The sequence below is a fragment of the Microbacterium sp. bgisy189 genome, from assembly GCF_965345345.1.
GTDB lineage: Bacteria > Actinomycetota > Actinomycetes > Actinomycetales > Microbacteriaceae > Microbacterium.
The window spans coordinates 30,770-56,152 of sequence record NZ_CBDRMZ010000002.1 but is presented as its reverse complement, the minus strand read 5'-3'; the positions used below and the strand labels follow the sequence as shown (position 1 = coordinate 56,152).

The 25,383-nt window shown below is 65.8% G+C and carries 20 protein-coding genes; 8 read left to right on the top strand and 12 right to left on the bottom strand.

Features of this window, described 5'->3' with window-relative positions; translation table 11 throughout:
• Window positions 1-11 precede the first annotated feature (11 nt).
• The 5 genes from ACSF8R_RS03310 to ACSF8R_RS03290 all read left to right on the top strand — a co-directional run bounded on the left by ACSF8R_RS03310 (window position 12) and on the right by ACSF8R_RS03290 (window position 5,707).
• Window positions 12-1,979, top strand: a complete 1,968-nt coding sequence (locus ACSF8R_RS03310) for an SH3 domain-containing protein (RefSeq protein WP_434810436.1) — start codon at window positions 12-14, stop codon at window positions 1,977-1,979.
• A 79-nt stretch (window positions 1,980-2,058) separates the two neighbouring features.
• Window positions 2,059-2,925, top strand: coding sequence for an ABC transporter permease (locus ACSF8R_RS03305; protein ID WP_434810435.1), 867 nt, complete (start codon window positions 2,059-2,061; stop codon window positions 2,923-2,925).
• Window positions 2,926-2,930: 5 nt separating this feature from the next.
• Complete coding sequence (locus ACSF8R_RS03300; RefSeq protein ID WP_434810434.1) at window positions 2,931-3,680, top strand: ABC transporter ATP-binding protein; 750 nt, start codon at window positions 2,931-2,933, stop codon at window positions 3,678-3,680.
• Between the two features lie 73 nt (window positions 3,681-3,753).
• Window positions 3,754-4,194 (top strand): glycosyltransferase family 2 protein, encoded by a 441-nt coding sequence (locus ACSF8R_RS03295; protein ID WP_434810433.1) that lies wholly within the window; start codon window positions 3,754-3,756, stop codon window positions 4,192-4,194.
• Between the two features lie 19 nt (window positions 4,195-4,213).
• Window positions 4,214-5,707 (top strand): glycosyltransferase family 2 protein, encoded by a 1,494-nt coding sequence (locus ACSF8R_RS03290; RefSeq protein WP_434810432.1) that lies wholly within the window; start codon window positions 4,214-4,216, stop codon window positions 5,705-5,707.
• Here the strand turns inward: ACSF8R_RS03290 and ACSF8R_RS03285 are convergent.
• From ACSF8R_RS03285 to ACSF8R_RS03265, 5 genes are all read right to left on the bottom strand, one after another.
• Window positions 5,704-6,768: an NAD-dependent epimerase/dehydratase family protein gene (locus tag ACSF8R_RS03285; RefSeq protein ID WP_434810431.1), complete on the bottom strand. Its 1,065-nt coding sequence runs from the start codon at window positions 6,766-6,768 to the stop codon at window positions 5,704-5,706. The genes ACSF8R_RS03290 and ACSF8R_RS03285 overlap by 4 nt on opposite strands.
• Before the next feature lie 7 nt (window positions 6,769-6,775).
• A complete protein-coding gene (locus ACSF8R_RS03280) occupies window positions 6,776-7,486 on the bottom strand; it encodes an IspD/TarI family cytidylyltransferase (protein ID WP_434810430.1) in 711 nt (236 codons plus the stop codon).
• A gap of 28 nt (window positions 7,487-7,514) precedes the next feature.
• Window positions 7,515-8,816 (bottom strand): polysaccharide pyruvyl transferase family protein, encoded by a 1,302-nt coding sequence (locus ACSF8R_RS03275; protein ID WP_434810429.1) that lies wholly within the window; start codon window positions 8,814-8,816, stop codon window positions 7,515-7,517.
• On the bottom strand, window positions 8,813-9,754 hold the full coding sequence (locus ACSF8R_RS03270) for a LicD family protein (RefSeq protein ID WP_434810428.1): 942 nt from the start codon (window positions 9,752-9,754) through the stop codon (window positions 8,813-8,815). Before ACSF8R_RS03270 ends, ACSF8R_RS03275 begins: the two co-directional genes overlap by 4 nt.
• A 219-nt stretch (window positions 9,755-9,973) precedes the next feature.
• Entirely contained in the window at window positions 9,974-12,151 is a 2,178-nt protein-coding gene (locus ACSF8R_RS03265) for an acyltransferase family protein (protein WP_434810427.1), read from the bottom strand.
• Window positions 12,152-12,293: 142 nt separating this feature from the next.
• On the opposite strand from ACSF8R_RS03265, the gene ACSF8R_RS03260 reads away from it, so the two are divergent.
• On the top strand, window positions 12,294-13,682 hold the full coding sequence (locus ACSF8R_RS03260; RefSeq protein ID WP_434810426.1) for an SDR family NAD(P)-dependent oxidoreductase: 1,389 nt from the start codon (window positions 12,294-12,296) through the stop codon (window positions 13,680-13,682).
• 138 nt (window positions 13,683-13,820) lie between these two features.
• Complete coding sequence (locus ACSF8R_RS03255; RefSeq protein ID WP_434810425.1) at window positions 13,821-15,875, top strand: FG-GAP-like repeat-containing protein; 2,055 nt, start codon at window positions 13,821-13,823, stop codon at window positions 15,873-15,875.
• 27 nt (window positions 15,876-15,902) lie between these two features.
• Here the strand turns inward: ACSF8R_RS03255 and ACSF8R_RS03250 are convergent, their stop codons facing one another.
• From ACSF8R_RS03250 to ACSF8R_RS03235, 4 genes are all read right to left on the bottom strand, one after another.
• On the bottom strand, window positions 15,903-16,970 hold the full coding sequence (locus ACSF8R_RS03250) for a CDP-glycerol glycerophosphotransferase family protein (RefSeq protein WP_434810424.1): 1,068 nt from the start codon (window positions 16,968-16,970) through the stop codon (window positions 15,903-15,905).
• A gap of 74 nt (window positions 16,971-17,044) precedes the next feature.
• Complete coding sequence (locus ACSF8R_RS03245) at window positions 17,045-17,758, bottom strand: IspD/TarI family cytidylyltransferase (RefSeq protein WP_434810423.1); 714 nt, start codon at window positions 17,756-17,758, stop codon at window positions 17,045-17,047.
• Entirely contained in the window at window positions 17,755-19,407 is a 1,653-nt protein-coding gene (locus ACSF8R_RS03240; RefSeq protein WP_434810422.1) for a CDP-glycerol glycerophosphotransferase family protein, read from the bottom strand. The genes ACSF8R_RS03245 and ACSF8R_RS03240 overlap by 4 nt, the downstream gene beginning before the upstream one ends.
• Window positions 19,404-20,525 (bottom strand): NAD-dependent epimerase/dehydratase family protein, encoded by a 1,122-nt coding sequence (locus tag ACSF8R_RS03235; protein WP_434810421.1) that lies wholly within the window; start codon window positions 20,523-20,525, stop codon window positions 19,404-19,406. Before ACSF8R_RS03235 ends, ACSF8R_RS03240 begins: the two co-directional genes overlap by 4 nt.
• Window positions 20,526-20,890: 365 nt before the next feature.
• Between ACSF8R_RS03235 and ACSF8R_RS03230 the strand changes: the two genes are divergently transcribed.
• On the top strand, window positions 20,891-21,622 hold the full coding sequence (locus ACSF8R_RS03230) for a hypothetical protein (protein WP_434810420.1): 732 nt from the start codon (window positions 20,891-20,893) through the stop codon (window positions 21,620-21,622).
• A 63-nt stretch (window positions 21,623-21,685) separates the two neighbouring features.
• Here ACSF8R_RS03230 and ACSF8R_RS03225 read toward each other — a convergent pair whose 3' ends face one another.
• Genes ACSF8R_RS03225 through ACSF8R_RS03215 form a run of 3 tightly spaced genes read right to left on the bottom strand, consistent with a single transcriptional unit; the run spans window position 21,686 to window position 25,376 of the window.
• The gene (locus ACSF8R_RS03225) at window positions 21,686-22,846 is read right to left on the bottom strand and encodes a CDP-glycerol glycerophosphotransferase family protein (RefSeq protein WP_434810419.1); all 1,161 of its coding nucleotides are present in this window, start codon (window positions 22,844-22,846) and stop codon (window positions 21,686-21,688) included.
• Entirely contained in the window at window positions 22,843-24,057 is a 1,215-nt protein-coding gene (locus ACSF8R_RS03220; protein WP_434810418.1) for a polysaccharide pyruvyl transferase family protein, read from the bottom strand. Before ACSF8R_RS03220 ends, ACSF8R_RS03225 begins: the two co-directional genes overlap by 4 nt.
• Window positions 24,054-25,376 carry a CDP-glycerol glycerophosphotransferase family protein gene (locus ACSF8R_RS03215; RefSeq protein ID WP_434810417.1) on the bottom strand — a complete coding sequence of 441 codons (1,323 nt, stop codon included), beginning with the start codon at window positions 25,374-25,376 and terminating at the stop codon, window positions 24,054-24,056. The genes ACSF8R_RS03220 and ACSF8R_RS03215 overlap by 4 nt, the downstream gene beginning before the upstream one ends.
• Window positions 25,377-25,383 lie beyond the last annotated feature (7 nt).

Here is a 25,383-nt window from a genome sequence, read left to right as displayed (position 1 = left end):
ACACTGTTCACATGCTTCACAGTCTCGAGGGCGCCACGACGCGTACCCGCACCGTCGTCGCCGTGCTCCTCGTGGCCCTTGTGGCCGGAATGATGGCAGCGCTCACGCCGCCCGCGCAGGCGCGCGCGGCCGAGCTGCCGGCCTCGATCCTCGAGGGCGGATTCATCATCAGCGACGCGGAGTTCTTCGACGGCGACACGATGACCGCGGCGCAGATCCAGACGTTCCTCAATGGCAAGGTTCCTGCCTGCAAGGCGAGCACGGGACCGACCTGCCTGAAGAACATCAAGGTGAACCTTCCGGCCAAAGCGGCGGACTCGTACTGCAAGGCCGTCGCACGTCGCGACAATGCGACAGCCGCCCAGGTGATCCAGGCGGTCGCCGCCGCCTGTGGGGTCAACCCCAAGGTCATCCTCGTCATGTTGCAGAAGGAACAGGGGCTCGTCACCGCGACCGCGCCCAGCAACTGGGCGTATCAGCACGCGATGGGAATGAACTGCCCCGACACCGCGCCGTGCGATTCGGCGTCGGCCGGGTTCGTGAACCAGGTCTACCTGGGCGCGCGACAGCAGCAGGTGTACGCGAAGAACCCCACGCGGTACAGCTACCGCGCCGGACAGGTCAACACCATCAAGTGGCACCCGAACAGTTCGTGCGGCACCTCGAAGGTGTTCATCCAGAACCAGGCCACCGCGAACCTGTACATCTACACGCCCTACCGCGCCAACGTCGCCGCGCTCGCCGCAGGCTATGGCACCGGAGACAGTTGCTCGGCGTACGGCAACCGCAACTTCTACAACTACTACGTCGCGTGGTTCGAGCCCGACGCATCGGCATCGGCTGGGGCACCGGCGCAGATTCCGGCATGCACCGTGCCCGCGTCAGCCGACATCGTCAAGCTCAGCGGCTCCGCCACCGTGACGGCCACCTCGACGACGGCGCGCACGGCACCGACCCTCGTGTGCGGCACCGGCTCGATCAGCCTGACGAAGGGCAAGACGCTCACGGTCACCGGCTCGTACGGCGCGTGGATCCGCGGCACATACTCCGGCAAGACGGTCTGGGTATCGGCATCCGCGTTGTCGACCAACACGTCGGGTTCCGGCGCATCGAGCGACCCGTGCGCGGCGCCTGCGGAGTCGAGTGTGACGAAGGCGTCGGGCTACGCCAAGGTCACGACCGGCACGCTCAACGCACGCAAAGCGCCGACGACGGCATGCGAGACCGGCAAGGTGCAGGTGAAGGAAGGGCAGGTCTTCGCACGCACCGGCATCTACGGCGACTGGTGGCGGCTGACGATCAACGGTGCGACCTACTGGTCGCATAGCGACTACCTCGACGTCGCACCGACACCTACACCGACACCGACACCCACGCCGACGCCGATACCGGACCCCGAACCGGCTGACGAGACGAAGACGGTCACGCCCGGCACACGAATGGTGACGGTTGCAACGACGATGCGCTCGACGGCGGCTCACTCCGCGGCCGCCGTGACCGAGGTGTCGAAGGGGGCGCGGGTGCTCGTGACCGCGATGCAGCCCGGGTGGCGGTACGTCCACGTCGGTTCGAGCGAGGGCTGGGTGCCGTACCGGTCTCTCGCCTATGTGCCGCGCAACCTCAACGTGCTGATGGGTGTCACCGCCAACCTCAATCTCCGAACCGCCGCCTCGACGAAGGGGAAGGTCGTCGCGGTCCTCCCCCCGGGACGCAACGTGGTCGTCGAAGCGAGCAGTGGTAACTGGCGCCTCGTGCGCACCGGATCGCTGCGTGGTTGGGTGAATCGCTCGTACCTCGAGTACATGACGGCCAAGACCACGGTCGCGGTGAACCTGCGCTCGAAGGCTACGACATCGAGCTCGGTGCGCATGGTGGTGCCCAAGGGGGCGACGGTCACGCTGCTGCAGCGGTCAGGCGGTTGGCTCAAGGTGAAGGCCGGTTCGCGCATCGGTTGGATCGCGTCCAAATACCTGAACTGAACGGCCTCCCAGGCGACGCTCGATTACTATGGGCGATGGCCTGACTGCCTGTCAGCGTCGCACCCGAGAAAGAGGCCGCGTGAGCGCACTCCCAGCCGACCTGAGCGAGTACGACGTCCCCGGGAGGGGGCGTGGAATCCTCGACGTCTTCCGGCGTCGCTACCTGCTCAAGATCCTTGTGCAGAAGGGCAATGCGCTCCGCTATCGCAACTCGGCGCTCGGTTGGCTGTGGTCGTACGTGCGACCGACGGTGCAGTTCTTCGTGTACTTCTTCGTCGTGGGGCACGTGCTCGGCCAGAACAGTCGGGTCGAGGACTACCCGTTGTACTTGTTCAGCGGCATCGTCGTTGTGAACCTCTTCAACGAATCCTTCGGCTTCGCGACCCGCTCGATCGTTTCCAACAAGTCGCTCGTCCGCAAGATCTACCTGCCCCGTGAGCTGTTCCCGATCTCGGCGGTCATCGGATCGTTCATTCACTTCCTGCCGCAACTCGTGATCCTGTTGATCGTCGCAGTGGCCTTCGGATGGGTCCCGACTGTCATGTCCGTCGTCGGGATCGTGTGCGCACTCCTGCTGATCCTCGCGTTCAGCACGGGGATCGGGCTGCTCGCGTCGGCAATCAACGTGCGGTTCCGTGACGCGCAGAACTTCGTGGAGATCGTCCGGACGATCGCCACCTGGTCGGCGCCCGTGCTCTACACCTGGGTGATCCTGGACGGCATGGTGCCGTTCTGGTTCTTCGGCGCATGGGCATCGAGTCCGCTCACCGTTGCGGTGGAGATCTTCCACCAGTCGATCTGGGCGCCGACCGTGACCGAGAACATTGGTCTGCCACCGCAATTCCCGATCTTCGCCGGGGCGGCAGTCGCGCTGTCGATCCTCTCGCTGATCATCGGACAGCTCGTCTTCCGCGCTTTCGAGCGCTCGTTCGCCCAGGACCTGTGAGCTCGATGACCACTGAAAACACACCTCTGCCGCGCCCGAGCATCATTGTCGACCACGTCACGAAAGAGTTCCGCAAGCGCAAGACACGCTCGCTGAAAGATCTCCTCATCTCGGTGGTCCGACGCACGTCGGGGGGCGCGCAGTTCTTCCGAGCGCTCCACGACGTGAGCTTCACGATCGCGGAAGGCGAGTCCGTGGCCATCATCGGCTACAACGGATCGGGCAAGTCCACGACGCTGAAGCTGATCTCGGGGGTCCTCGAACCGGACGAGGGCAATGTGTACACCCGAGGACGAGTCGCGGGGCTCATTGAGGTCGGTGCGGGGTTCCACCCAGATCTGACAGGGCGCGAGAACGTCTTCCTGAACGCCGCGATCTTGGGCATGAGTCGCGAAGAGACCGAGGCGCGCTTCGACGAAATCGTCGCGTTCAGTGAAATCGGCGACTTCATCGACCAGGAAGTCTCGCACTACTCCTCGGGCATGTTCATGCGGCTGGCGTTCTCCGTCGCGATCCACGTCGAACTCGACATACTCCTCGTCGACGAAGTCCTCGCCGTCGGCGATGCACCCTTCCGGCGCAAGTGCGTCGAGAAGATCAAGGAGCTCACGGCGAGCGGGGTCACCATGGTCGTCGTCAGTCACAGCAAGGGCATGGTCAAGTCGCTCTGCCAGCGTGGGATCGTGATCAACAAGGGTGCCGTGATCTTCGACGGTCCGATCGACGAAGCGCTGACCCACGTCGAGACGAAATGATCCGCGTCGTGCGGCGTGAGCGGCGCGCCGACCATGCGCGAGACCTCCGACTGACCCGCTGCGAGGGCTGAACGTGCGCAGCGTCTCCGTCGTGATCCCGACGTACCGGACGCCCATCTCGGGGTTGCAGCGGCTCGTCGCGTCGCTTGACCGCCAGACCATGCCCAGCGAGGACTTCGAGGTGATCTTCGTTGACGACGGGTCGCCCGACGACACCCACGCGCGACTGCTGGCGGTACAGCGGTCGAGGCCGAATGTGCGCGTCGAGCGCATCGAGAACTCCGGGTGGCCGTCGAAGCCCCGCAATGTCGGGGTTGAGCTGGCAGAGGGCGCGTACATCGCCTTCGCCGACCACGACGACGAGTTCTATCCCGATGCGCTGCGAGCCGCCCACGCGCTGGCCGTCGCCAACGACGCCGATGTGGTCGTCGGCAAGGAGTCGCGGACTGAGACGCCCTCCTGGGGGTTGGGACGCTTCCAAACGCGACGAGCCGCAGGCGATCGGCAATCGTGACCGGCACCCCCTCATCCCGATGAACCCGCACAAGCTGTACCGGCGCAGACTTCTCCTGGAGCACGGCATCCGCTTTCCAGAGGGTGGCAGAGTCATGTGGGAGGACATCTTCTTCAATGTGGAAGTCGCCCGTCACGCGGCGGTGATCTCGACCTTGTCGTCGACGCCGTACTACCACTGGGTCAACACGGCGGGCAGCGGCTCCACGACGTTCGTCAAGTCGCGGGCGGATTATTGGGGCGGCCTGCACCGCGTCTGTGAGGCCATCCAGACGGTGCTCGCCGGTGACGAGCACCGTCTTCAGCGCGAACAGCTGCTGTACCACCAGTACGCGCAACGCATTCTCGGCGCCTTCGACACGAAGTTCCTGACCAGAGACGCACGCGACCGAGCGGTCATCTTCGAGGGGGCGCGCGCACTCCAGGAACACTTCTGCTTCGAGCGGTTCGACGTCGAACTGAGCAGATCGCAGCTCCTGCGTGCCCGGGTGCTCCGCCACGGTGATCTGTCGCTGATGGAGCGCGCCTGCAGGGAGGACGTGCGGACGCCCGGCACGGGCCGCGCGAGCGCTCTGCGCTGGGTGAACGGCGTTCTGCGCGTCGAAGCGGATGTCGAGTGGACAGACGGCAGCGGCCGGCTCTCGACCATCGAGCGCACCGGGGCCCGCCTGCGCAAGATCGTCTCGCCCGAGGTTCGCGCGATCGCAGGCGACGATCCGCTGGACGTCACAGACGAGGTGGCTGCCGCGCATGTCGGCTTCGTGGTGCACTCGCGCCGTTCGAGCGTCGCCTGGAGCATTCCGGCCGACTTCCAGCTGCAGGTGGAGGACACGGACGGGGGAGCCGTACGGGTCCATGCGACCGCTGCAGGCGAGATCGACCCCGACCATGCGGCGATGGGGCGTGCGTTGACACCTGCCACGCCATGGAAGGTGCAGGTTCGAGCGGAGATCGGGAGCGCGCACGCGCAGCGCGGCTTGAAGTCCGACGTTCCGGCAACGATCTCGATGCGCCCGGATCGGTTGGACTTCGCCTTCTCAAGCGGTGGTGTCGCGTCGCTTGTGGTCGGCGATCCCGATCTCGCGGTCCGCCACCTGCAGCCTGCCGGCGCGCGGACGATCGACGGTGGCCTCCTCGAGGTGGTGCTGCATGGAAGCCACGACGGCACGGGAACGCTGGACGTGGTCGTCGGCCGCGGCAGACGGGGGTTGCGCGTTGTGCCATTCGAGGGCATGCCGGCTCAACTGCGCGTCGAGGCCGGCCTGGCGACGTTGCGGTTCGCCGCGACGGCATCGACCATCCATGTTCGGATCGGGGACCGCGCCGACGGAGGGCGGCGCTGGTGGACGATCATCGTGCGGTCGGGGCGGGCCCGGTTGGTTCCGGGTCGTGCCGCCGGGGTCTCGCGTGGACGACGCGCGTCCGAAAGCCTGCGTCAGCGCGTGCGCCTGACGGTGAACCGCACGCGGCGTGTCGTGCGCCGCTTCGCGAGGCGTCTGCCCGGGCGGGGCTAGAGACTGAGGCGTCCGCCCGACTCGCGCAGCACCGCCAGCATGCGATCGACACCGTGTTGGAGGTCGAAGGCGGGCTTCCAGCCGAGGGACTCCAACTTGTCGGACGCAAGCGACGAATTGTCCATCAGATTGTGCACGCCCGCGGTCGCGTCCGCGGGGACGTCGAAGCGAAGGGCCACGCCTCCGGCATGCGCGACGGCCTCGGCGAGTTCGCGGACCGTGCAGATCGAGTGCGGGTTGGAGATGTTGTACGCGTTCGCGCTGTCTCCGTCCAGGAGCACCGTCAGGATCGCCGACGCGCAATCGAGCGTGTAGCAGTACGAACGCAGCTGTGCGCCGGCGCTCTTGAGTACCACATCCTCGCCGGCCAGCGCCTTTCGGGTGACATCGGCGGAGACGCGATTATCCGCGTCGCGGATGGACGGGCCATAGATGTGACCGGGCCTGACGATGACGGAGTCGATGCCGTACTCCATGCCGTAGGCGACACACAGCGATTCGCCCGCCCGTTTGGACGAGGGGTATCCGGCACGCTGATGGAGGATGTCGAGGTATCCGAAATCCTGTTCGGCGTACGGCTGCGTACCGTCCTTCTGCCCGTAGACCTCGCTCGAGGACACGTACAGGACCCGTTTGGCGGCCGCGGCACGGGCAACATCGAACATGGCCGACAGGCCGACGATGTTCGCGAGCATCGTCTCGACGGGATGCTGCATGTACAGCGCGGGGTTCGCGTTACTGGCCCCGTGGATGATGAAGTCCACTTCGATCGACTGCGCGGCCGGATCGTTGGACGTGGCGTCGTATTGCACGAACACGAAACGCTTGTCGGCCGCGAATCCGCCGAATCGGCGGTTCGCATCCGCCTCGCTGCGCCCGGCGACGAACACCGTGATGTCGGCGTCGAATTCGCGGTTCAGGAACAGCAGCAGGTCGACGACCGCCGAGCAGATCATGCCGGTGGCTCCGGTCACCAGAATGCGCGAACCGCGGAGTCGGTCGACGTTCGGGATACTCGCTGACGCCGTGCGCAGATCTTCCCAGTAGGTGCCGCTGCTCATCCGACGATCAACCAGCCGCGATCCGAGCGTCGAGAATCGACTCGAAGATGTAGAGGTCGTCCATCGTCGTGATCTTCAGATTCTGCTCCGAGCCGGCCGAGAAGTAGACGGTCTCGCCGAGCTCGTGCATGAGGACGCAGGATGCGGCGGTGTCGCCGATGCCGCGTTCGGCGGCCTGCTCGTGTGCCCACATGAGCTTGCCGAGGGTGTACGAGTGGGGTGTCTGCGTGCGGAAGAGCTGCTCGCGGGGGATCGACACGGTTGAGGATACTCCGCTGTCGTCGCTGCGGAAGACCGCCTCGACGCATGGAATCGCCGCGACGGCGCTGCCGTTCGCTTTGAACTCGGCGATGTTGTCCGAGATGATCTCTGACGAGACGAGACAACGGTTGCCGTCGTGGATCATCACGATGTCATCGTCGGTGGAACCGGCCTCACGGATCTTCGACAGCCCGTTGTGGATCGACTCCTGACCGGTCGACCCGCCGGGGACGATGGCTTGCAGTTTGGTGATGCCGTACTGCTTGGCGTATGCGGTGACGACGTCGATCCACGAGGGGAGCGTGACCACGACGATCGCGTCGATCGCAGGATGGTCCTGGAACGCCTGCATCGTGTACACGATCAGCGGTTTGTTCTTCACGTGCATGAACTGCTTCGGGATGTCCTGCTTCATGCGGGACCCTGTGCCTGCGGCCGTGAGAAGTGCGGTGATCATGCGGTGCTCCTGGAATCGATCGGTGTACTCAGTGTGCGGCTGCGAGGATGCGAGGCAGGTAATCTTCGACGCTTTCCAGCGCCTTCTCCTTCATGGCTGACAGTTTGTCGTCATCGATGCCTTCAGACTTCGCCTTCTCCATGGCGTCGACAATGTAGCGGGGGCTGAAGTCCTTCTGGCGGATGGCGCGCTCGGGGTAGCCGATGATCTCCATCAACTTCTCGACCTTGTCGTTCCACGACAGGATGACGGAGGGGACGCCCATCGTGAAGGCCGCGATGGATGAGTGCATGCGGCACGTGATGATCGCTTCGTAGCCGTTGATGGTGTCGACCAGGACCTCGTCGTCGACAGGTCGCTCGACGAGGTAGGAGTCCGGCAGTCGCAACTTCTTCAGCACGCGCCTGCCGAGCGCGACGTCGCCGGGCAGTCCGTTCGTGAAGAACTCGAACTCGTATCCGCGGTCGCGCAGTTCGGTCGCGATTCCGGCGAAGAGGGCGGTCCATTCCTTCGACCCGAACTCGACGCCGTACCCCTGGAGGGAGTTGCCGCGAATGAGGCCGATGCCGATCTTCTTCCGCTCGATCGAGGTGTCGATTCCGTACGCCTCCTTCATCCAGAAGGCGGAGTCGGCGAGCAGCTTCACCCGGTGGCCGGGGCCGGCGCACGCCTGCACCTCGGTCACGTTGTCTCGCGCTGAGACGTAGGTGACGGCCGAGGAGCGGATCGCGCGCTTGAGGATCGTGCTTCCGAAGTCGCGCTCGTCGAACGCGCCGGCGCGACCGATCGCGTTGTAGACGACCTCGAGCCCGTGACGCTCGGCGTACTCGCTGATCAGCAGCAACGACCAGTGGTACTCGTTGTAGCTGTATTCGAGCAGTCCGGCACCGTCGATCACGATGTAGTCGACGCCGTTGAGCTTGACGTCGAAGTAGCTCGAGAGTCGCTTGCGGTAGTTGCGTCCGTACTTCCAGATCAGGTGCCGAGCGCGGCTGATGAGGTTCTGCGCGGCCTTGCTCTTGGCCTTGCGTCCTCGGCGCTGCAGATTCAGGAAGAGCTTCTCGGTGAGGCGCCCCTTCTCGCTGTACTGGTAGTAGTTGCGCAGTCGCCGCTCGCGCGCATCGGGGATCTCGAAGATCGTGTCGTTGCGCCCCAGCAGGTCGACCTCGACATACTCGACGTCGACCGGCGGCTGCGCGTTCTCGAGCCCGACAGCGATCAGATGTTCGAGGCTGCGCGCGATGAACATCTCGCCGAGGTTCTCGCTCTTCACGAGCCCGCACATGGCGATCTTCACGGTCTTGTGCGCTTCGTTCGTCGACACGGTCACTCCAGCTCGTCCTGCATCTCGTCATCGTCGGTGATCGCGGCGTCGCCGCCCTCGACGCGCTCATCGAGCACGCGCGGCTTCTCGCCGGGCCCGTACGGGAAGAAGGTGACGAAGTCGTGGCGCGGGATCCGCTTGTGGACGGGGAGCCACTCCATGTAGTTCGCCCCGTACAGCTGGCGGAGGTAGGTGTCGTACCCCGCGGGAGCGGCCAGGTCGTGGCCCTCGAAGGGGAGGCGGATGACCGGGGCGTATTCGCTCTTGACGACGCGTTCCTCGGTCGTGTGGACGTTGGTCATCATGACGCCGATGTGGTCGGCATCCTCGAACGGAATAGAGGTCGCGTGCTCGATCACCTTGTCGAACAATGGGCGAACGCCGATCGAGCGGTAGATGCGCGAGGCGACCCGGTTGCGAAGGATGCGATACGGATTGCGGCCCCGGTACTTGCGCACGTTGCGCGCGTGACGGACACGATCCTTGCGGCGCCGGATCTCGTCGTAGTGCTCGCGGTTCAGTTCGGGGGTGTCCGGAAGGCCCTCGATCGGGAAGATGTCGAGGAAGATCGGATAGACCTTCCCACCGATCCCGCCCTTCGTGCGCTTGGCGATGAGGATCCGCTCGGAGTACAGCTTCCAGTGATAAGCGAAGTAACGCTGGGATTCGTTGGGCGGCATGAGCTCGAAGTCGCCGATGCGTCCGCCCGACAGTTCCATGAGCTTCTCGCAGTCAGAACGCGGCATGTTGACATCGACGTCGTCGTCCCAGGGGATGAATCCATTGTGGCGCACGGCACCGAGCAGGGTTCCTCCGGAGAGGTAGTAGGTGAGACCGTGCGTCTCGCAGAACTTGTCGAACTCGATCAGGAGGTCGAGCATGGCTGCTTTGTGGTCCGCGTCGGTCGCGAGATCCTTCAGGTCGCTGTAGTCGTAATCCCGCATTCGCCTGCGTGTCTCCTTAGGTGGCTTTCGCTTCTTCCCGGGGGCACCGGTGGTCGTTCTGCGACGGCGGCGGTCCGTCGAACGAAGACCTGCTCAACCCGCCGCGGCCGACCGCGCATCATCGTACCCCGACGACGCTGTCCCTTGGCTGTATGCCGCGCGGGTCATGATTTGTCGCCGCAACCACGCGTGTGACCTGGGAATCCCAGGTCACATTGGCTATCGCTCGTCGGCTCCCCACAGTGCCGCGCGGGCGACGTCCGATTCGCGCAACTGCGCCTCGAGCGGCTCGGCGAGCGTCCTGGAGAAGGTCTCGGTGAAGTGATGCGGGTCGCGGTACACCACGACGTTCCCGATGACCGCCGCGCATGCGTCCGTGTCGGGGCAGATCCAATTGGTCATGTCGATGACATCGGTGTGCGCCAGGCCCTCGACGGTGTAGGCCACGTACTCGCTGCCTCGGCCGAACGCGTCTTCCCGCGGCGTCGCGCACTCCGTGAGTTGATCCGGATGCTCAGAGATGCACTCGGGAACGTCGCTGTTCATCGACGGCGTCGTGTTCATGATGAGGGAGGGGATGCCGGCATCGGCGAGGAGCTGGAGGTTGTCGCGCAGCCCATCCGCGTAGCGCAGCCGCATCTCCTGCCGCGAGAGGCCTTCCTGGTAGGCGGCTCGAGTTCCTCGGTTCGCGGTGACCACGAGGTCGGGCTGTTCCGCGAGAATCTGATCGAAGCTCGCAGCGCTCCACGCATTGCAGCTGGTGTACTCATCTCCGTTGCGGTCGGCCTGACTCACGTTTGCGAATCCGCAGGAGGCCTTGCTGGTCACCCACAGTCGCCATCCGTTCTGCTCGGCGAGCTCGATATAGGTCGACGCCCAGTTCGCCGCGTGCGAGTCGCCGATCAGGACGATGCTGACGTCGGAATCCGTGTCGCCGAAGATGCAGCCATCGATCTTCGGTGTCGGCGATGTGCTGGGGCGGTTGCATCCGAGCTCGTAGACGATGGTGTTGTCTTCGCGGGCGTTGATCGCCGACGGCGTGAATCCCCCTTCGACCTCGTCGACGGGATCGCCGGCGTCGGTGAAGCTCGCGGGATCGTCGTCAGTGAAGTCGTCGGTGAGTGCCTCGGCGCCGATCGGATCGCCGTCGGCTCGGTACTCGGGGTTCATCATCGTCGGTGTGAAGACGACGAGCGTCGCGACGACGGCGGTCGATGCCATCATTCCTGCGCCGGCCGTGAGTGCACGTCGTGCCGAATGCGTGACCCAGGTCCAGGTTCGGAACGGATTCTCGATGAACCGGTAGCTCAGCCATGCCGGCAGCACCGAGAACACCACGATGAGGAGGCCGTAACGGACGCGAAGCTCGCCGCCGAGCAGGTATGTGCCGACGACGATGAGCGGCCAGTGCCACAGGTAGAGCGAGTAGGAGATGTCACCGATCCAGCGCATCGGTCGGAGTGTGAGGACTCGACCGGCACCCGTCTGGGCGCGACCGTTCATGCCGCCCGCGATGACGGCTGCTGCACCCAGTGTGGGGACGAGCGCGGCGGCGCCGGGGAAGGGCATCGCGCCCGTGAAGAGCACCGCCGCCGCGGCGATCGCCACGAGCCCGAGCCAGCCGAGCATCGTTCCCAGCCAGTGCGGGATCCGGCCGACCTGGGGTGCGAACACGGCCAGGGCGGCGCCGATTGCGAGTTCCCACAGCCGTGTGGTCGTGACGAAGTACGCGGTAGCGGGTTCGGTGGCCGTCGCGTACACGGAGTACAGCAGCGACGGCACCAGGATCACGATGACGCCGATCCGCGCGGACCGACGCGTGGCCGTGGCGTGGCCGTCCGGCGCATCTGCGTGCGTGACTCGCACGAACACCGCCAGCAGTGCGACGAGGACGAGTGGCCAGACGATGTAGAACTGCTCCTCGACCGCCAGCGTCCAGAAATGCTGCAACGGGCTGGCGGCGACGTCTGCGTTCAGGTAGTCGGTTCCCGCTGCGAACACCCAGTTGACGACGTAGAACGCCGACGCGATCGCCTCGATGCCGATCGACTCCCATCGGATCTGCGGAAGCAGCGCGACGGTGAGCGCGAGTGTGACGAGGAGGACGACCGTCGCGGCCGGAAGGATGCGCCTGGCCCGTTTCGCGTAGAAGTCGGCAAGGCGAATGCGTCCCGTCCGCTCGGCTTCTCGCAGCAGGATGCCGGTGATGAGGAAGCCCGAGATCACGAAGAAGACATCGACACCGATGAACCCGCCTCCGAACAGGGACCAGTTCGCGTGGTACAGCAGGACGGCGCCGACCGCGACGGCCCGCAGCCCCTGAATGTCGGGGCGGAATCCGGCGTGCCCCGAGCGTTCGGAGGCGCTCAGAAGCGCACGTGCAGGATCAGCAGCCACCAGGGTATTGTGCCCCGGGCGCACCGTGAGTTGCCTGGGTGTCGACCGCAGGCGCGCGGCGACACGGCGGGAGACCGGCTCCGCCGACCGTGCGCCCGTAGGATGGTGCGAAGCCCGACGCCCCCACCGCAAGGAACTTTCGATGCCCTCGTCGACCCGCACTGTCGCAGTCATCCTCGCAGGCGGCATCGGCGTCCGCGTGGGTCTCGGCATCCCCAAACAGCTCATCAAGATCGCAGGCAAGGCGATCGTCGAGCACACCCTCGACGTCGTCAACGCGAGCCCCGTCATCGATGAGATCGTCATCGTCATGAACGCCGGATCGCTGAGCGAACTCGATTCACTCCGTGACCCGGAGCGCTTTCCCAAGCTCACGCGGATCATCCCTGGGGGACGCAGTCGCAACGACTCGACGCAAGCGGCGCTGGCGGTCCTCGGCGACGACCCGGACACCAAGGTCATCCTGCACGACGCCGTGCGTCCGTTCGTCAGCGAGCGGATCCTCGAGGAGTGCGTGGACGCGCTCGACGATTACGAGGCCGTGGACGTCGCCATCGCGTCGGCCGACACGATCATCGAGATCGACTCCGCCTCGCACATCACGAACATCCCCGACCGCTCGACGCTGCGACGCGGCCAGACACCGCAGGCATTCCGCCTGGGCACCATCCGCGAGGCGTACCGGCTCGCAGACCAGGACAAGACCTTCCACGCGACCGACGACTGCGGGGTCGTTTTCACCTACCTGCCGCACGTGCCGATCTTCGTCGTCGAGGGCTCCGCCGAGAACATGAAGATCACCGAGCCGATCGACGTGCACATCGCAGACAAGCTCTTCCAACTGCAGTCCGAGAGCCTGTCGGCGGTCGACGAACTCCCGGACCTCGACGGCAAGGTCCTCGTCGTCTTCGGTGGCAGTTACGGAATCGGCAAGAGCATCGTCGAGCTCGCGACGCGGGCCGGTGCGGTCGTGCACGAGTACAGCCGCTCCAGCACGGGGACGGATGTCCGCTCGCACGCGCACGTGAAGAAGGCGCTGAAAGCCGCGTTCCAGGCATCCGGCCGGATCGACCTCGTCGTCATGTCGGCGGGCGTCCTGCAGATGGGACCGCTCGCCGAGACGGGGGTGAAGAGCATCGAGACGAGCATCGAGACGAACTTCCTCGCGCCGGTGATCGTCTCTCGCGCGGCCCACAAGTACCTCGCCCAGACCGAGGGGCAGATGCTGCTGTTCACCTCGAGTTCGCACACGCGCGGGCGGGCGAACTACGGGGTGTACTCGGCGAGCAAGGCAGCCGTCGTCAACCTCACGCAAGCGCTGTCGGAGGAGTGGGCTCCCGATGGGGTGCGGATCAACTGCATCAATCCGCAGCGGACGCGGACCCCGATGCGGACGCGGGCGTTCGGCGAGGAGCCTGAGGACACCCTTCTCGATCCTGACGATGTCGCATCAGTCAGTCTTCAGGTGCTGGCAAGCGATCTCACCGGTCAAATCGTGACGGTGCAGGTCGAGCAGATGCGCAAACACTGAGTCAACCCGGTTTCGATCGCGGTCGACGCCGCCTATGCTGGGCTGTCTGGGGAGACCCGGAGAGGACGGATGCGGGCAGGAACCCATACGCGATTGAGTTGGGCGATGGCGGCGACGATCGCATGTGTCCTGGCCTCCATGTCGGCGGCGAACGCACAGGCCGCGTCGCCGGAGTCGTCGCCTGCGCCGACCGCGGCGGCGACCTCTGAACCGGCGCCGACCGCGACGCCGTCAGTCACCGAAACGCCTGAGCCGGTCGAAGAGGGCGACACCTCCGAGCACAGCGATGGCCCCACCATGCCGCTCACCCGCGAACTTGAAGCTGGATCCCTGCCGGCGCTGAACGGACAGAGCGGCACCACTGGCATCCAATCGCGGTTGGCGGCGTCGTACGGTCCGCAACCCGTGTTCCGGTTTCCGTTCGCCCCAGGATACCGGTGGGGGATCAGCGGCTCTCATGCCGACAGCGACGGGATCTATCGGGGAGCGATAGACTTCGCGCCGCTGAGTTCGGGTGCGACGAGGGTACGGGCGATCGCTGCGGGACAGGTCTACCGGGTGAGTTGCTCGGGCGGATGGTTCCTCGGCATCGACCACGGTGGCGGGTGGATGTCGGAGTACTACCACCTGAAGGACGCGAAGTCGTCGCTGGTCGGCGAATGGGTCGAAGCGGGGACGATCCTCGGTACGGCCGGACAGACGCTGCCGTGCGGCGGCACGCCCGGGGCGAGTGCCCACGTGCATCTCTCGATCCTCAATTCGACGGTCGATGTCCCGTCGGGAAAGCGTCAGTACATCCCGGTGAGCGGCATCCAGTTCGACCGCTTCCTGCTCACCGATTCCAGCGGCGCCTATAACGGCGTGTGGCGGGACTTCTCGGGAAAGACAGTGCTCACCTCTCGAGGGGTGACCTGCTGTCTCACGGCGGATGACCGAGTCGGGCCCACCTCGCCGAAAGCCGTCCTGCCGGACGTCGACGGCAACGGTATCGACGACCGTTCCGAACTCGTCTCCTGGGACACCGACCTCGACGGGAACGGGCGCCCGGAGATCGTCGGCTTCGGATCCAAGGGGGTCATGGTCAGCAACAACACCGGCACGACCTTCACGTCGGGAACACGGGTGCTCAGCAGCTTCGGGCAGGCGACGGGGTGGTCGACATCGCGCCACCTGCGCATGGTCGTCGACGTGACGGGCGACGGTGATCCCGACATCGTCGGGTTCTCGGACACCGGTGTGTTCGTCGCAGCCGGTACGACGGCGCGGGGGTTCGCCGCTGCGAAACGCTGGTCGTCGCAGTTCGGAGCGGACGACGGATGGAAACTGTCGCATCAGGTTCGAACGCTCGCTGATGTCACCGGGGACGGTCTGCCGGATGTCGTCGGCTTCGGCAGTCGAGGCGTATCGGTCGCCGCGAACACGGGCGGGTCGTTCGGGGCATCGAGTCGATGGCTTGCCGCGATGGGGTCGGCGTCGACGGCCGGAGACTGGAACACCACCCAGCATCTGCGAACGGTCGCGGATGTCGACGGGGACGGTCGCGCGGACCTCGTCGGCTTCGGGCGTCGCGGCGTCGAGGTGGCGCGCAGCACCGGAACCGGCTTCGCGCAGCCGACACGATGGACCGACGCCTTCGGTGCCGACCGCGGATGGCGCCAGGATGTGGCGCCGCGGTCCCTGGTCGACATGAACGAAGACGGCCTGCCGGACATTGTCGGATTCGGGCGAAACGGTGTCTACGTTGCGCTCAACACAGGTACGTCGTTCTCGACGGCAACGCGCTGGTCGTCGAGTTTCGGACATGCCAGCACGGACGGTGCCTGGGGGTCAGATCGGGACTCGAGAACGCTCGCCGACGTCAACGACGACGGTCGACCAGACATCGTCGGCTTTCGCAGCGGCGGGGTGTACGTCGCACGCAACACGGGATCGTCCTTCACATCTGTACGGCGCTGGACGACGGACTTCGGCTCGAAGGAATGGACGCTGGGCGCGATGCCGCGATCGGTCGTCGACGTCAACGGGGACGGGCAGGCGGACATCGTCGGGTACGCGCGTCACGGCGTGCACGTCGCCCTGAACGACGGCACGAGATTCCGCGCCGCCGCACACTGGAGCCTCGATTACGGCTGGGGGGCCTCGACGGGCAACTGGCAGGTGCGGACCAAGCCCCGCGGCATCTCCGCAGGCTGACCAGGTCTGACGGTCGTCGGGTTCGTCTCAGCCCTGACGGTCGAGCAATCGCGCCGCGATGCGCGCGCTGGAGTGTCCGTCGAGAGCGTCGCAGAACTCCTGGAGGAACGCCTGCAGGCGCGACTCGTCGATCTCGCTTCGTGCGATCGCGTCGGCGAGGCCCGCTGGATCCTTCACCACTGGGCCGATCGAATAGTGCTCGAAGGGGCGGTAGAACGAGCGGTCGGCCGTGTACGCGTCCAGATCCGGTACGAAGAACACGATCGGCCGACGCAGGAGCGCGAACTCGAAGATCGCCGAAGAGTAATCCGTGATCAGGACATCGGCGGCCATCAGTACGTCGTTCATGTCGGCCACGCGGGCGGCGTCCACGACTCCATCGGGCAGATCCCCGCGGGAGACGAACGGGTGCTGGCGTACCCCGATCCGCCAGCCCGGGCCGAGGGTCCGCGCGATCGCCGCCCAGTCAGCCTCTGGTGCGCCCTCGGCGGTCAGCTGACCGCTGCCGCGGAACGTCGGTGCGAACAGCGCGAATCGCTCGTCTTCTCCGATGCCCAGCTTCGCGCGGACCGCCGCACGTGTCCGGGCGACGTGGGCGTCATCGAAGAAGACATCTGTTCGAGGCATGCCCCAGGGCTTGACCCGTTCGACCGGGATCGCGAACGCCTCCGCGTAGTCGACGGCGATGCCCGTCGAACTGACGATCGCATCCGTGTAGTTGCGGTGGATCTCGCTTCCGCGCGTGGGGCCGCCGGGAAGGCCCGCCCTGCTGTGACCCACGCGTTTGAACGCGCCGGCGGCGTGCCACAGTTGGACGAGGCGGGTCTGCGGGCGGATGCGGAAGAAGTAGATCAACGGGTAGAAGTCATCGAGCACGATCACGCCGCTGGTGGCGATGAGCATCGGCAACCGCAGTGCGTCGCGCAATGGGCGACGTGCGGACAGTCGCGGTTTGAACACCCCGATGACCTCAACGTCGCGGGACTGGGCGATGATCGCGTCGCGCAAGAAGCGCATGTTGCCGGTGAATCCGTCGTGGGAATCCGAGAGGAACAGGACGCGATTCATTCTCACTCGCACGAACGGTCGCAGCATGCTGTAACCAACGAGGTACGGGAGGAATCGGAGGGCTCGCAGCAGTCGACTCCTCCGCAGCCGTGCGCGCAACCTCAGCCGCCGATCTGATTGCGTTCGAGCACGTCGAAGAACGCTCGACAGATGTAGTAGTCCTCTGCCGTCGTGATTTTGATGTTGGAGCGCGGTCCGTCTACGCGGAACAGCTCGTGCCCGTAGCGACGCAGCAAGGTCGCGGTGTCGATCGAGTCGTCGTCGCCGTCGGCGACGGCGCGGTCGTAGATCTCCAGCGCCGTGCTCAGGCGAGTGCTCTGCGGTGCTTGGGCGACGTAGAGGTGTTCGCGTGGAAGCACATCGTCGATCTGCTCGCCCGACGCCGAGACGATCGTCTCATTGCCCTTCGTGCAGGTGATGGCGGCACCGCGTTCGCGAACGGTCCGGATGTTGTCGGAGATGAGCTGCGCGTTGATGAGCGGCCGGACGCCGTCGTGGATCAGCACGACGGTGTCGCCGGGGCATTCGTTCGCGACCGCGCGGATCGCGCGGTGACGGGACTCCTGGCCGGTCGCCCCGCCATCCACGATCCAATTCACCTTTGTCAGCTCGTAACGGGAGACGAGGTGCGCGAACCGGTCCCGCCAAGCGGGAAGAATCGCCACAGCCACCCGATCGATTTCGGGGTGATCCTGGAAGTGCTGGATCGTGTGCACGATGAGCGGGGTGCCGTGGATCTCCAGGAACTGCTTGGGCAGGTTCTCCGAGGACATCCGCGAGCCGATGCCGCCCGCGAAGATCAGCGCAATGTTCATGGTGCTTCAGCCTCCAACGCGGTCTTCGAACCGCGGTACTCGTCCAGAATGAGCCAGTCGATGACGCGATCGGCGGCGCCGGTGTCGATCCGGTCGAAGTTCTCGGCCCGGAATCGCGCAAGCTTCTCCACTTCGAAGTCGCCGGTACGGATCGCTTGCGTGAGTTGCTCGAACGTTTCGCAGACGCGTCCGGGCGCGGTCTGTTCGTATGCCCGGTGGAACCCGCGCGTCGCCGCGTACACGGTCTTGTCGGGCGCGAAGAACAACATCGGGCGGTCCAGCAGCGCGAACTCGTAGATGATCGACGAGTAGTCGGTGATCAGCAGGTCGGTCACGTGCAGCAGACCGAGTCCGTCGGGGTAGTCGGTGAAGTCGAAGAACCGATCACGATACCGATCGGGGATCTCGATGCGCTCTTTGACGAAGTGGTGCATCCGGAACAGGACAACCGTGTCGGGCGGGCACGCCGCTGCGAGCGCGTCGAAGTCGATCAACCCGAAGTCATAGGAAGCCGAGTGGTAGGAGGCGCCGCGGAACGTGGGCGCGAACAGGATGATGCGTTTGTCCTGCAAGTGCGGGTACTGCGCTGCGAACGACGCCTTGAAGGCCGTCGTGCGTGTCTCGTCGAGGAACCAGTCGATGCGCGGGAGCCCCGTCGGCACGATCGCGGCTTCTTCGATCCCGAAGGCCTCGGCGTAGACATGTCGGAGATGCTCCGACCCACTGATCGCGTACGTGTACTGGCGGTGCGGTTGACGCAGGGACGGTGAATCGGTGCTGCCGAATCGGCTGAAGCCGACCGATTTGAACCCGCTGCCGGCATGCCACAGCTGGATCACCCGAGTGCGGGGATCGATCGTGACGGTGTTGAGCAACCCGAAGTAGTCGTCGAGCAGGATGATCTCGCTCGTCGCCATGAGGTACAGGATGCGCGCGGTTCTGAGCCACCCCGTGGTGGCGGGAAGGCGAAACGACGATCGCAGGTCGAATCGGTCGTCGAGTCCGCGTTCGAGCATGCGCTCGTGCACGCGGAGCAGGTTGCCTTCCATGGTGGGTTGCTGGTCGGACGCGAACAGCACCCGCCCCGTTCTCGGGCCGAACAGTCGCGACGCGAGTCGATAGATCGCGCGGACGTATTTCTGCTTGGTGCCGGCGCCGAGCAGGCGGGATCTGATGCGTGCCGGGAGTCTGCGCGCTCGCTTCGCTGGCGCCGCGCGTCGCAGGTGGTTGCTGCGGATGAGCAGGTCCAGCCTCGATGGGTCATCACGATGCTCTTCGACGCTGAAGGAGACCGTCAGCGCCGCGCGGCCCCCGTCATGGAGGAACACCCGGGATGCGTCGTCAAGGTCGGCGAGATCGCCGACATATGTGGCGGTCGTGCTCGGGTCGAGTTGCGCTTCGACGCGCCAGTTCCCGTCGGGGATCGCGGCTCGATCGGCGAACGTCGTCACATTGATCGTGATGGCGAAGTTCCCGCCACCCTTGGCTGTGGCGGTCGTCGGGAACGATCGGTCGCCGTCCACCAATGAGAAGGCAACCGTGGACGGCGACTCGTCGGCATCCGCGGGTGGGGACGAGAGCCGCACATGCACTGTCATGTGGATGCGTTCCCAGGTGATGCTGACGACCTCGACCCCTGCGCCGCTCATCGAGACCTGCGCTCTTCGTGCCAGGCGATCGTGCGATCGATGCCCTTCTCAAGTCCCACGTGCGGTGCCCAGCCGAGCGCTCGCAGCCGAGCGTCGTCGAGGCCCGCACCCAGGGCGGTGGTCCCGCGGGTCGCGTCGGTCGGTTCGCGGAACCCGACCCGGAGGGCTGCAGCTGGACGCGCGCGGGCGAACGCCTCGGCAAGTTCCCGGATGCTGACGAAGCCGTCGCGGTCGGAGACGTTGTACGCGGTGTCGGCACCGAGGAGCAGAGCGGCGAACAGTCCCGAGACCGCATCGGCGAGATAGGTGTAGGTGCGGCGCGCGCTTCCGTCGCTGTGCAGCGTGATGTCGCGTCCGGCGACGACGTCCGCGGTGAAGTCGGCCTGCACCCGACCGTCATCGAGCGCCATTCCGGGCCCGAAGATGTGGCCGAATCGTGCGAGAGTGATGGGGATGCCGTATTGCGCGTGGTAGCTCGCGGCGATCGTCTCGGCCGCGCGCTTTCCTTCGGTGTAGCTGGCGCGCGGGTTCAGGATGTCGACCGCGCCGTAGCTGTCCTCCGTGAGGAGTCCGCCCTGTCCGCCCTCGATCGGGTGGCGTCCATAGACTTCCGCCGACGACATCAGGACGAACCGGGCGCCGCCGGCGTCGCGGCACAGTTCGAGCAGGTTGAGCGTTCCCTGCACGTTGGCGCGGATCGTGTCGACCGGGGCGGTCGCGTGCAGGTGGGGGCGGGCTGGAGATGCGCCGTGGATGACAAGGTCGACGTGCGTGTCGAGTCGTACGGGGTGCGAGACGTCGCCTTGCACGATCGCGAAGTCGTCTCGATCGATCACGTCGGAGAACACCTCGCGGGCGCTGGACGGATCGCGCACGAGTCCGAGGACTCGGATGCCTGCTCGACGGGTGTCGTTCAGGCGCAGCAGTGTGCGAGCGACGTACGCGGGGATCATCCCTCCGGCGCCGGTGATGAGCACCGTCGTGCCGAACAGCTGCTCCCACGGCAGCGGCGTGTCGACGAGTTCGTCGATGTCGCGAGCGATGACCCCGGTCGGCCGAGTGCCCGGAGTCGGTTCCGGCTGCGCCGATCGGGCGCTGCTCGGACGGTCTGCGGGCACCCGAGCAGTATATGTCAGCCGAATGGGGAGCCGCATGGTCGGCTCGGTGTCGTTCGAACGCCGCGGGCGCCCGCAACGTCGTGCACTTCGATAGTGTTCGGACAGAAGAACGGTAGGCACCGATTATGCGTCGATCACTTGCCATCGCAGTGGGAGCGCTGGCCGTTGCCGTTCTTCTCGGGGGATGCGCGACGCCCCCGGCGTTGCCGTCCGACCCGACCGCCGCCGAACTCGGGCGCACTTTCGGCGCCTGCCCGCCCGAGAGTGGCCCGGGAGAAACCTTCCCGCCACTTGAGGTCGTCGCCGGAATCACCGAGTGGGTGGCCGCGACCGGCCTCGATCCTGACCAACCCCCCAAGATCGACATGATCGATGTGGAGGTGCAGACCTTGTCCGGTGGTACGGCGTCGGTGCGCTTGCACTCCTCGTCCTGGCCTGGGATCGAATGGGGGTTCGAGAACGACGCGAAGGTCTGGCTCGCGATGGCCGATCCGGAGTACTGGACTCCGGGAACGGTCTACTTCGTGCTGATCGAGACCGCGGACGGGGAGGTCTTCTTCCCGGGATGGTGTGGCGACGAGACACTTCGGATACCGCTGGAGGCCGAGCTCGGGCCCGAGAGCGACGAACTGCTGGCGGGGCTCCCGCTTGTCGCCCCAGACGATGTCCGCGACTACCTCGGGATCGTCGACCCCGAACCTGAAGTTCAAGACCCGGACCGACTGATCCTTGACCCCGAAATCGTGGATGCGTCCGTGCTGGACCCGCTCACCCTGATCGGCATCCATCTGAAGACCAACGGGGCAATCGGCGGCGGCACCCTCACTATCTGCACGCACATCCCCGCAGGCTGGAACGAATGCGTCATGGCCGACGAGACGAGCAGCGTGAAGGGCTGGAACTTCAACGCCTACGTCGACGACTCCGGTGTGCTCGAGTTCTGGCTGCTCAACGAAGACGGTGACGTGTCCCAACCGTTCGGGAAGATCGGCGAGGTCGACACCGGAGGCGAAGGCATCGAGGTGTTCGTGGACACATCGACCATCGGCGCCGACGGAACGATCACCAACGACGACCTGGTCACCCTCGTCGACTGACATCCTCCGCCGCACGGCGACGGCGGCTGCGATCACCATTGTGCGCCCAGCAACGTGTGGCTGTTACCGGACACCCATCAGTGCGTCGATCCGATCGACGATGTGAGCCGCAACCGCGCCGTCTTCCGGTTCGCCATAGGCCCGAAGATACGCTGCGATCGCCCGGTCGTAGGCCGGTGCGTCGAACTGCTCGATCCGGTCGACCAGCTCGCGGTTGGATGTCGACACGGCCAGTGGCGTGGCAGCCACCGCGGCGGGCAGCTCACGCTGCCGCGGGTCGAACAGAAAGGCCGGCCTCCGGGTCAGCAGGTAGTCCGCGATCCACTCCGCCCGGTCGGTCATTCCGGCGTCCGAGACGACGAGCAGCTCCTGCAAGTCAGGATGGAACGTCGCGTCATGACAGAAAGACGGCAGCCCGGCCAGGAGCAGGTCGGCGTGCGCCTTGTCGACCGCGTCTGTGCGGATCAGGATCTCCCATTCGCCGCCGAAGGTCCGTGCGAGGGCGGCACGGATCGAAGCGAAGTCGATGCCGCTGAACTGCGCCTCTCGTAATCCGCGGTCGGAGCTAGGGGCGAACAGCAGGAATCGCTGCTCAGCGTCGGCGATGCCGAGCCGGTCGGTCACCTTCTTGCGCACGGCCGGCGCATCCTGTGGCGTTGTCGACACGAGCACGTCGTTGCGGGCGTGGCCACGCGCGGCGGGCGGGACGGAATCGGACGTTCCTGCGTGCTCGACCCGCTCGCCGTCGGCGGTGAGCCAGTGCTGGCCGTCCGATCGGGCGATGTGATGACGTTGCAGCCAGTCGCCGTCCTGGACGACCACGTTGGCACTCGCGATGGCACGGACGGACGCCGCGGTGCCGAGCCGCACGAATGAGAACGCGCGTGGGAACGGGCCGACGGACCGCTCGCGCAGCGCCCAGGTGATCCGGTACGGCGACCGGCGTCGGAGGAGTTCCTCCGCGATGTATTTGACGTCGCCGCCGTACTCTCCGTCGCGTGAGAGCAGCACGATGGAGGCGGGGTCTCTCCGGGTGCGTCGGGCCACCAGACGCTTGCCGACGACGGAGAGTCGGGCATCCGCGCGCGCCGTGAGATTCTCCTGCACGAAGATCCGCACTCCGCGGACGCCCAGGTGTATCGCTCGCACGACGATCTCGACCAGACGGAACACACTGCCGACCAGCAGCGTGAGGAGCCTTCCCTCGATCAACTTGTCGATCATGACGACCTCCGGGGCACGGTGTCGACGAATCTCGCGAGCTGTCGACGCGTGCGCTCTCGCAGCTCGCCGCGCCGTGCGGCGTCTGGGCGCGGCATGTCGTTGTCCACCAGCATTCGGGCGATCTTCACGAAATCGAGCTCGTCCTCGTTGAAGTAGCGGTCCCGCAGTCCTGTGATCGACGTGAGGAACCGCAGCTTCTCGCCCCAGATCAGCCCGATGACGGGCACCTCCAGTGCGTAGGCCGTGATTCCCGCATGCATACGCGCGCTGAGGATGATGTCGAAGCTCGCGACGAGGTTGACGAACTCCGTCGAGGTCGTCGGTCTGTCGACCAGTTGCTCGCTCCGCAGATTCATCGACGAGACGAGTGAGCGTCCAAACGTCTGGTCGACGGTCATGCCGTTCGAGAACAGCGTGAAGTCGGCATCGAGCCGCTGGAGCTCCGCGATGAGGTTCCGGTAGAAGTTGACGACCGCGTCGGGAGACAGGTCGCCGCCGTACACCGAGAAGTTCTGGGGGTTCAGGAGGTTGATGCCGATGCGCCGGCGCCTTGGCTCGGCGCGTTCGCGCGTGTGCCGGTCGACCATGTCCATCTCGTCCAGCCAGAACACCGGGTCGCCCACCCGTTCGGTCTCGATGTTCGGATTCGTGATGTAGTGCGCGTCGAGCGTGTCGAGGTCGTCACGGGTCGTGATGACTTTCACGTTGTCGGTGTTGAGCGCCCGCTTCAGGCGCTGGCACCGGATGTCGGTCTCGCTGTACCCCTCGACGCCGACCGCGTTCATCATGACGGGGATGCCCTGACGGTGAGCGGCCTTCAGGATCAGCTCGTCGATGTAGTTCAACCCCTGCGTCTTGTATTTGATGAAGCCGCCACCGGTGAAGATGAGCGCGTCGAGACCGCTCACGCGCTCCTTGAAGTACCAGCCGAGCTTCGTCCGCCAATACATGGAGTGATAGTGATAGGCGAAGCGTGGGCTGCGCACGACCGACAGGATCGGCCGCTGGAACGCCTTCATGACTGCCGCAGCGCGGAAGTTCAACCGTCGCATCCCGGTACGGACAGCGGGCGTGTGTGGGTCGACGTCGATATCTACGACGGCGATGTCGGGGTCGCACGTTCGCAGCAGGTACTTCGAGGCCTCGACGAGAAGGTAATCGCCGACGTTCTCATTCGTCATCAGACCGACGACACCGATTGTTCTTCTCATGCCTCGGTCAGTGTAATCGACCGTGATTCCACGGCCTCGAGCACCAGTCGCGCGATCCGATCGGCGCACGGGGTGCTCCCCGCGGACGGAGGAGGATTTCCGGGAACCTGCACCCATCGGCGGGCGAACGCCGCGGACCGCTCCGGTGTCGCCTGGCCGGTCGCGACCGCCTCGGCGAGGGCGGTGACGGATTCGGCGATGGGGCCGGGAAGGTCGTTTCGGTAGTCGAGATAGAAGTCCCGCGACGCGAGGAACGCATCGAGGTCTGGAGCGAGGAAGTAGGTCGGCACGCCGAGGACCGCGGCTTCGAAGAGCGCGGACGAGTAGTCGGTGATGAACAGGTCCGCGACCTGCAACATCTCCTGCGTCGAGAATCCCGGAGCGATGTCGATGCCTGGCCCGAAGTCGGATGCCATCAGTGGGTGCAGCTTCACCACGGTGTGCACGCCATGCTCGGCCAGCGCGGTGACGAGCGCGTCAGCGTCAGCGCCGACACTGCCGTCGAGCCGGAAAGTGGGCGCGAACACCGCGACGCGTTGCCCCCGCAGGTGCGGATGCGCGGCGAACACGCGAGCCCGGACTCGTTCGGCCTCGGCAGGGTCGCGCAGACGGTCCACGCGGGGGAGCGGCGCGATGACGACCCGGTCCTCGGGGGTGCCGAGCGCCTCCGCGAAGGGAGCGCGAGCAGGTTCGCCGCTGGCGAGGACGATGTCGTAGCCCTGATGCATCCGCATCGCTGAGGCGAGGCGACCGTCGCGCCCTTCCGATTGATCGAGGATGCTCAGCCCGAACTTCTTGAACGCGCCCAGCGCGTGCCAGATCTGGACGATGGTGAGGTCGCGCTTGTGTCGGAGCACGCTTGCGATGATCGCGTACGTGTCCACGACCATCACTCGCGATGTGGCCGCATGGTAGAGCTGCGCGAACATGTGCAGGATGTAGCCGACCTTGGCGATGATGCCGGGGGGCACCATTCGCACCAAGATGACCACCTCGATGCTTGCATCGCTTCGGATGATCGCGTCGCGCAGCGCCGCGAAGTCCTCGGGGATCTCGGGGTGCTCCCTGCTGATCATGACGACTTTGCGGCGCGTGGGCAGCAGCTTCAGCGGCGCGTATGCAACCGCCAGCGACCAGCGCGCGAACGCGGCGACGACGAGTCGTGCCGTCATCGCCCCCGTCGCACGGGTGGGGGCGGGCTCGCTGCCACCGGGGGCGATCAGCGTTCGGCGGGCACGCGTGCCCGCGCGCAGTCGATCGCGGATGCTCGGCACGAAGGCCTTTCGCCGGGGTGAGCGCCGCTCGGGCGGAACTGTCACAGCGTGC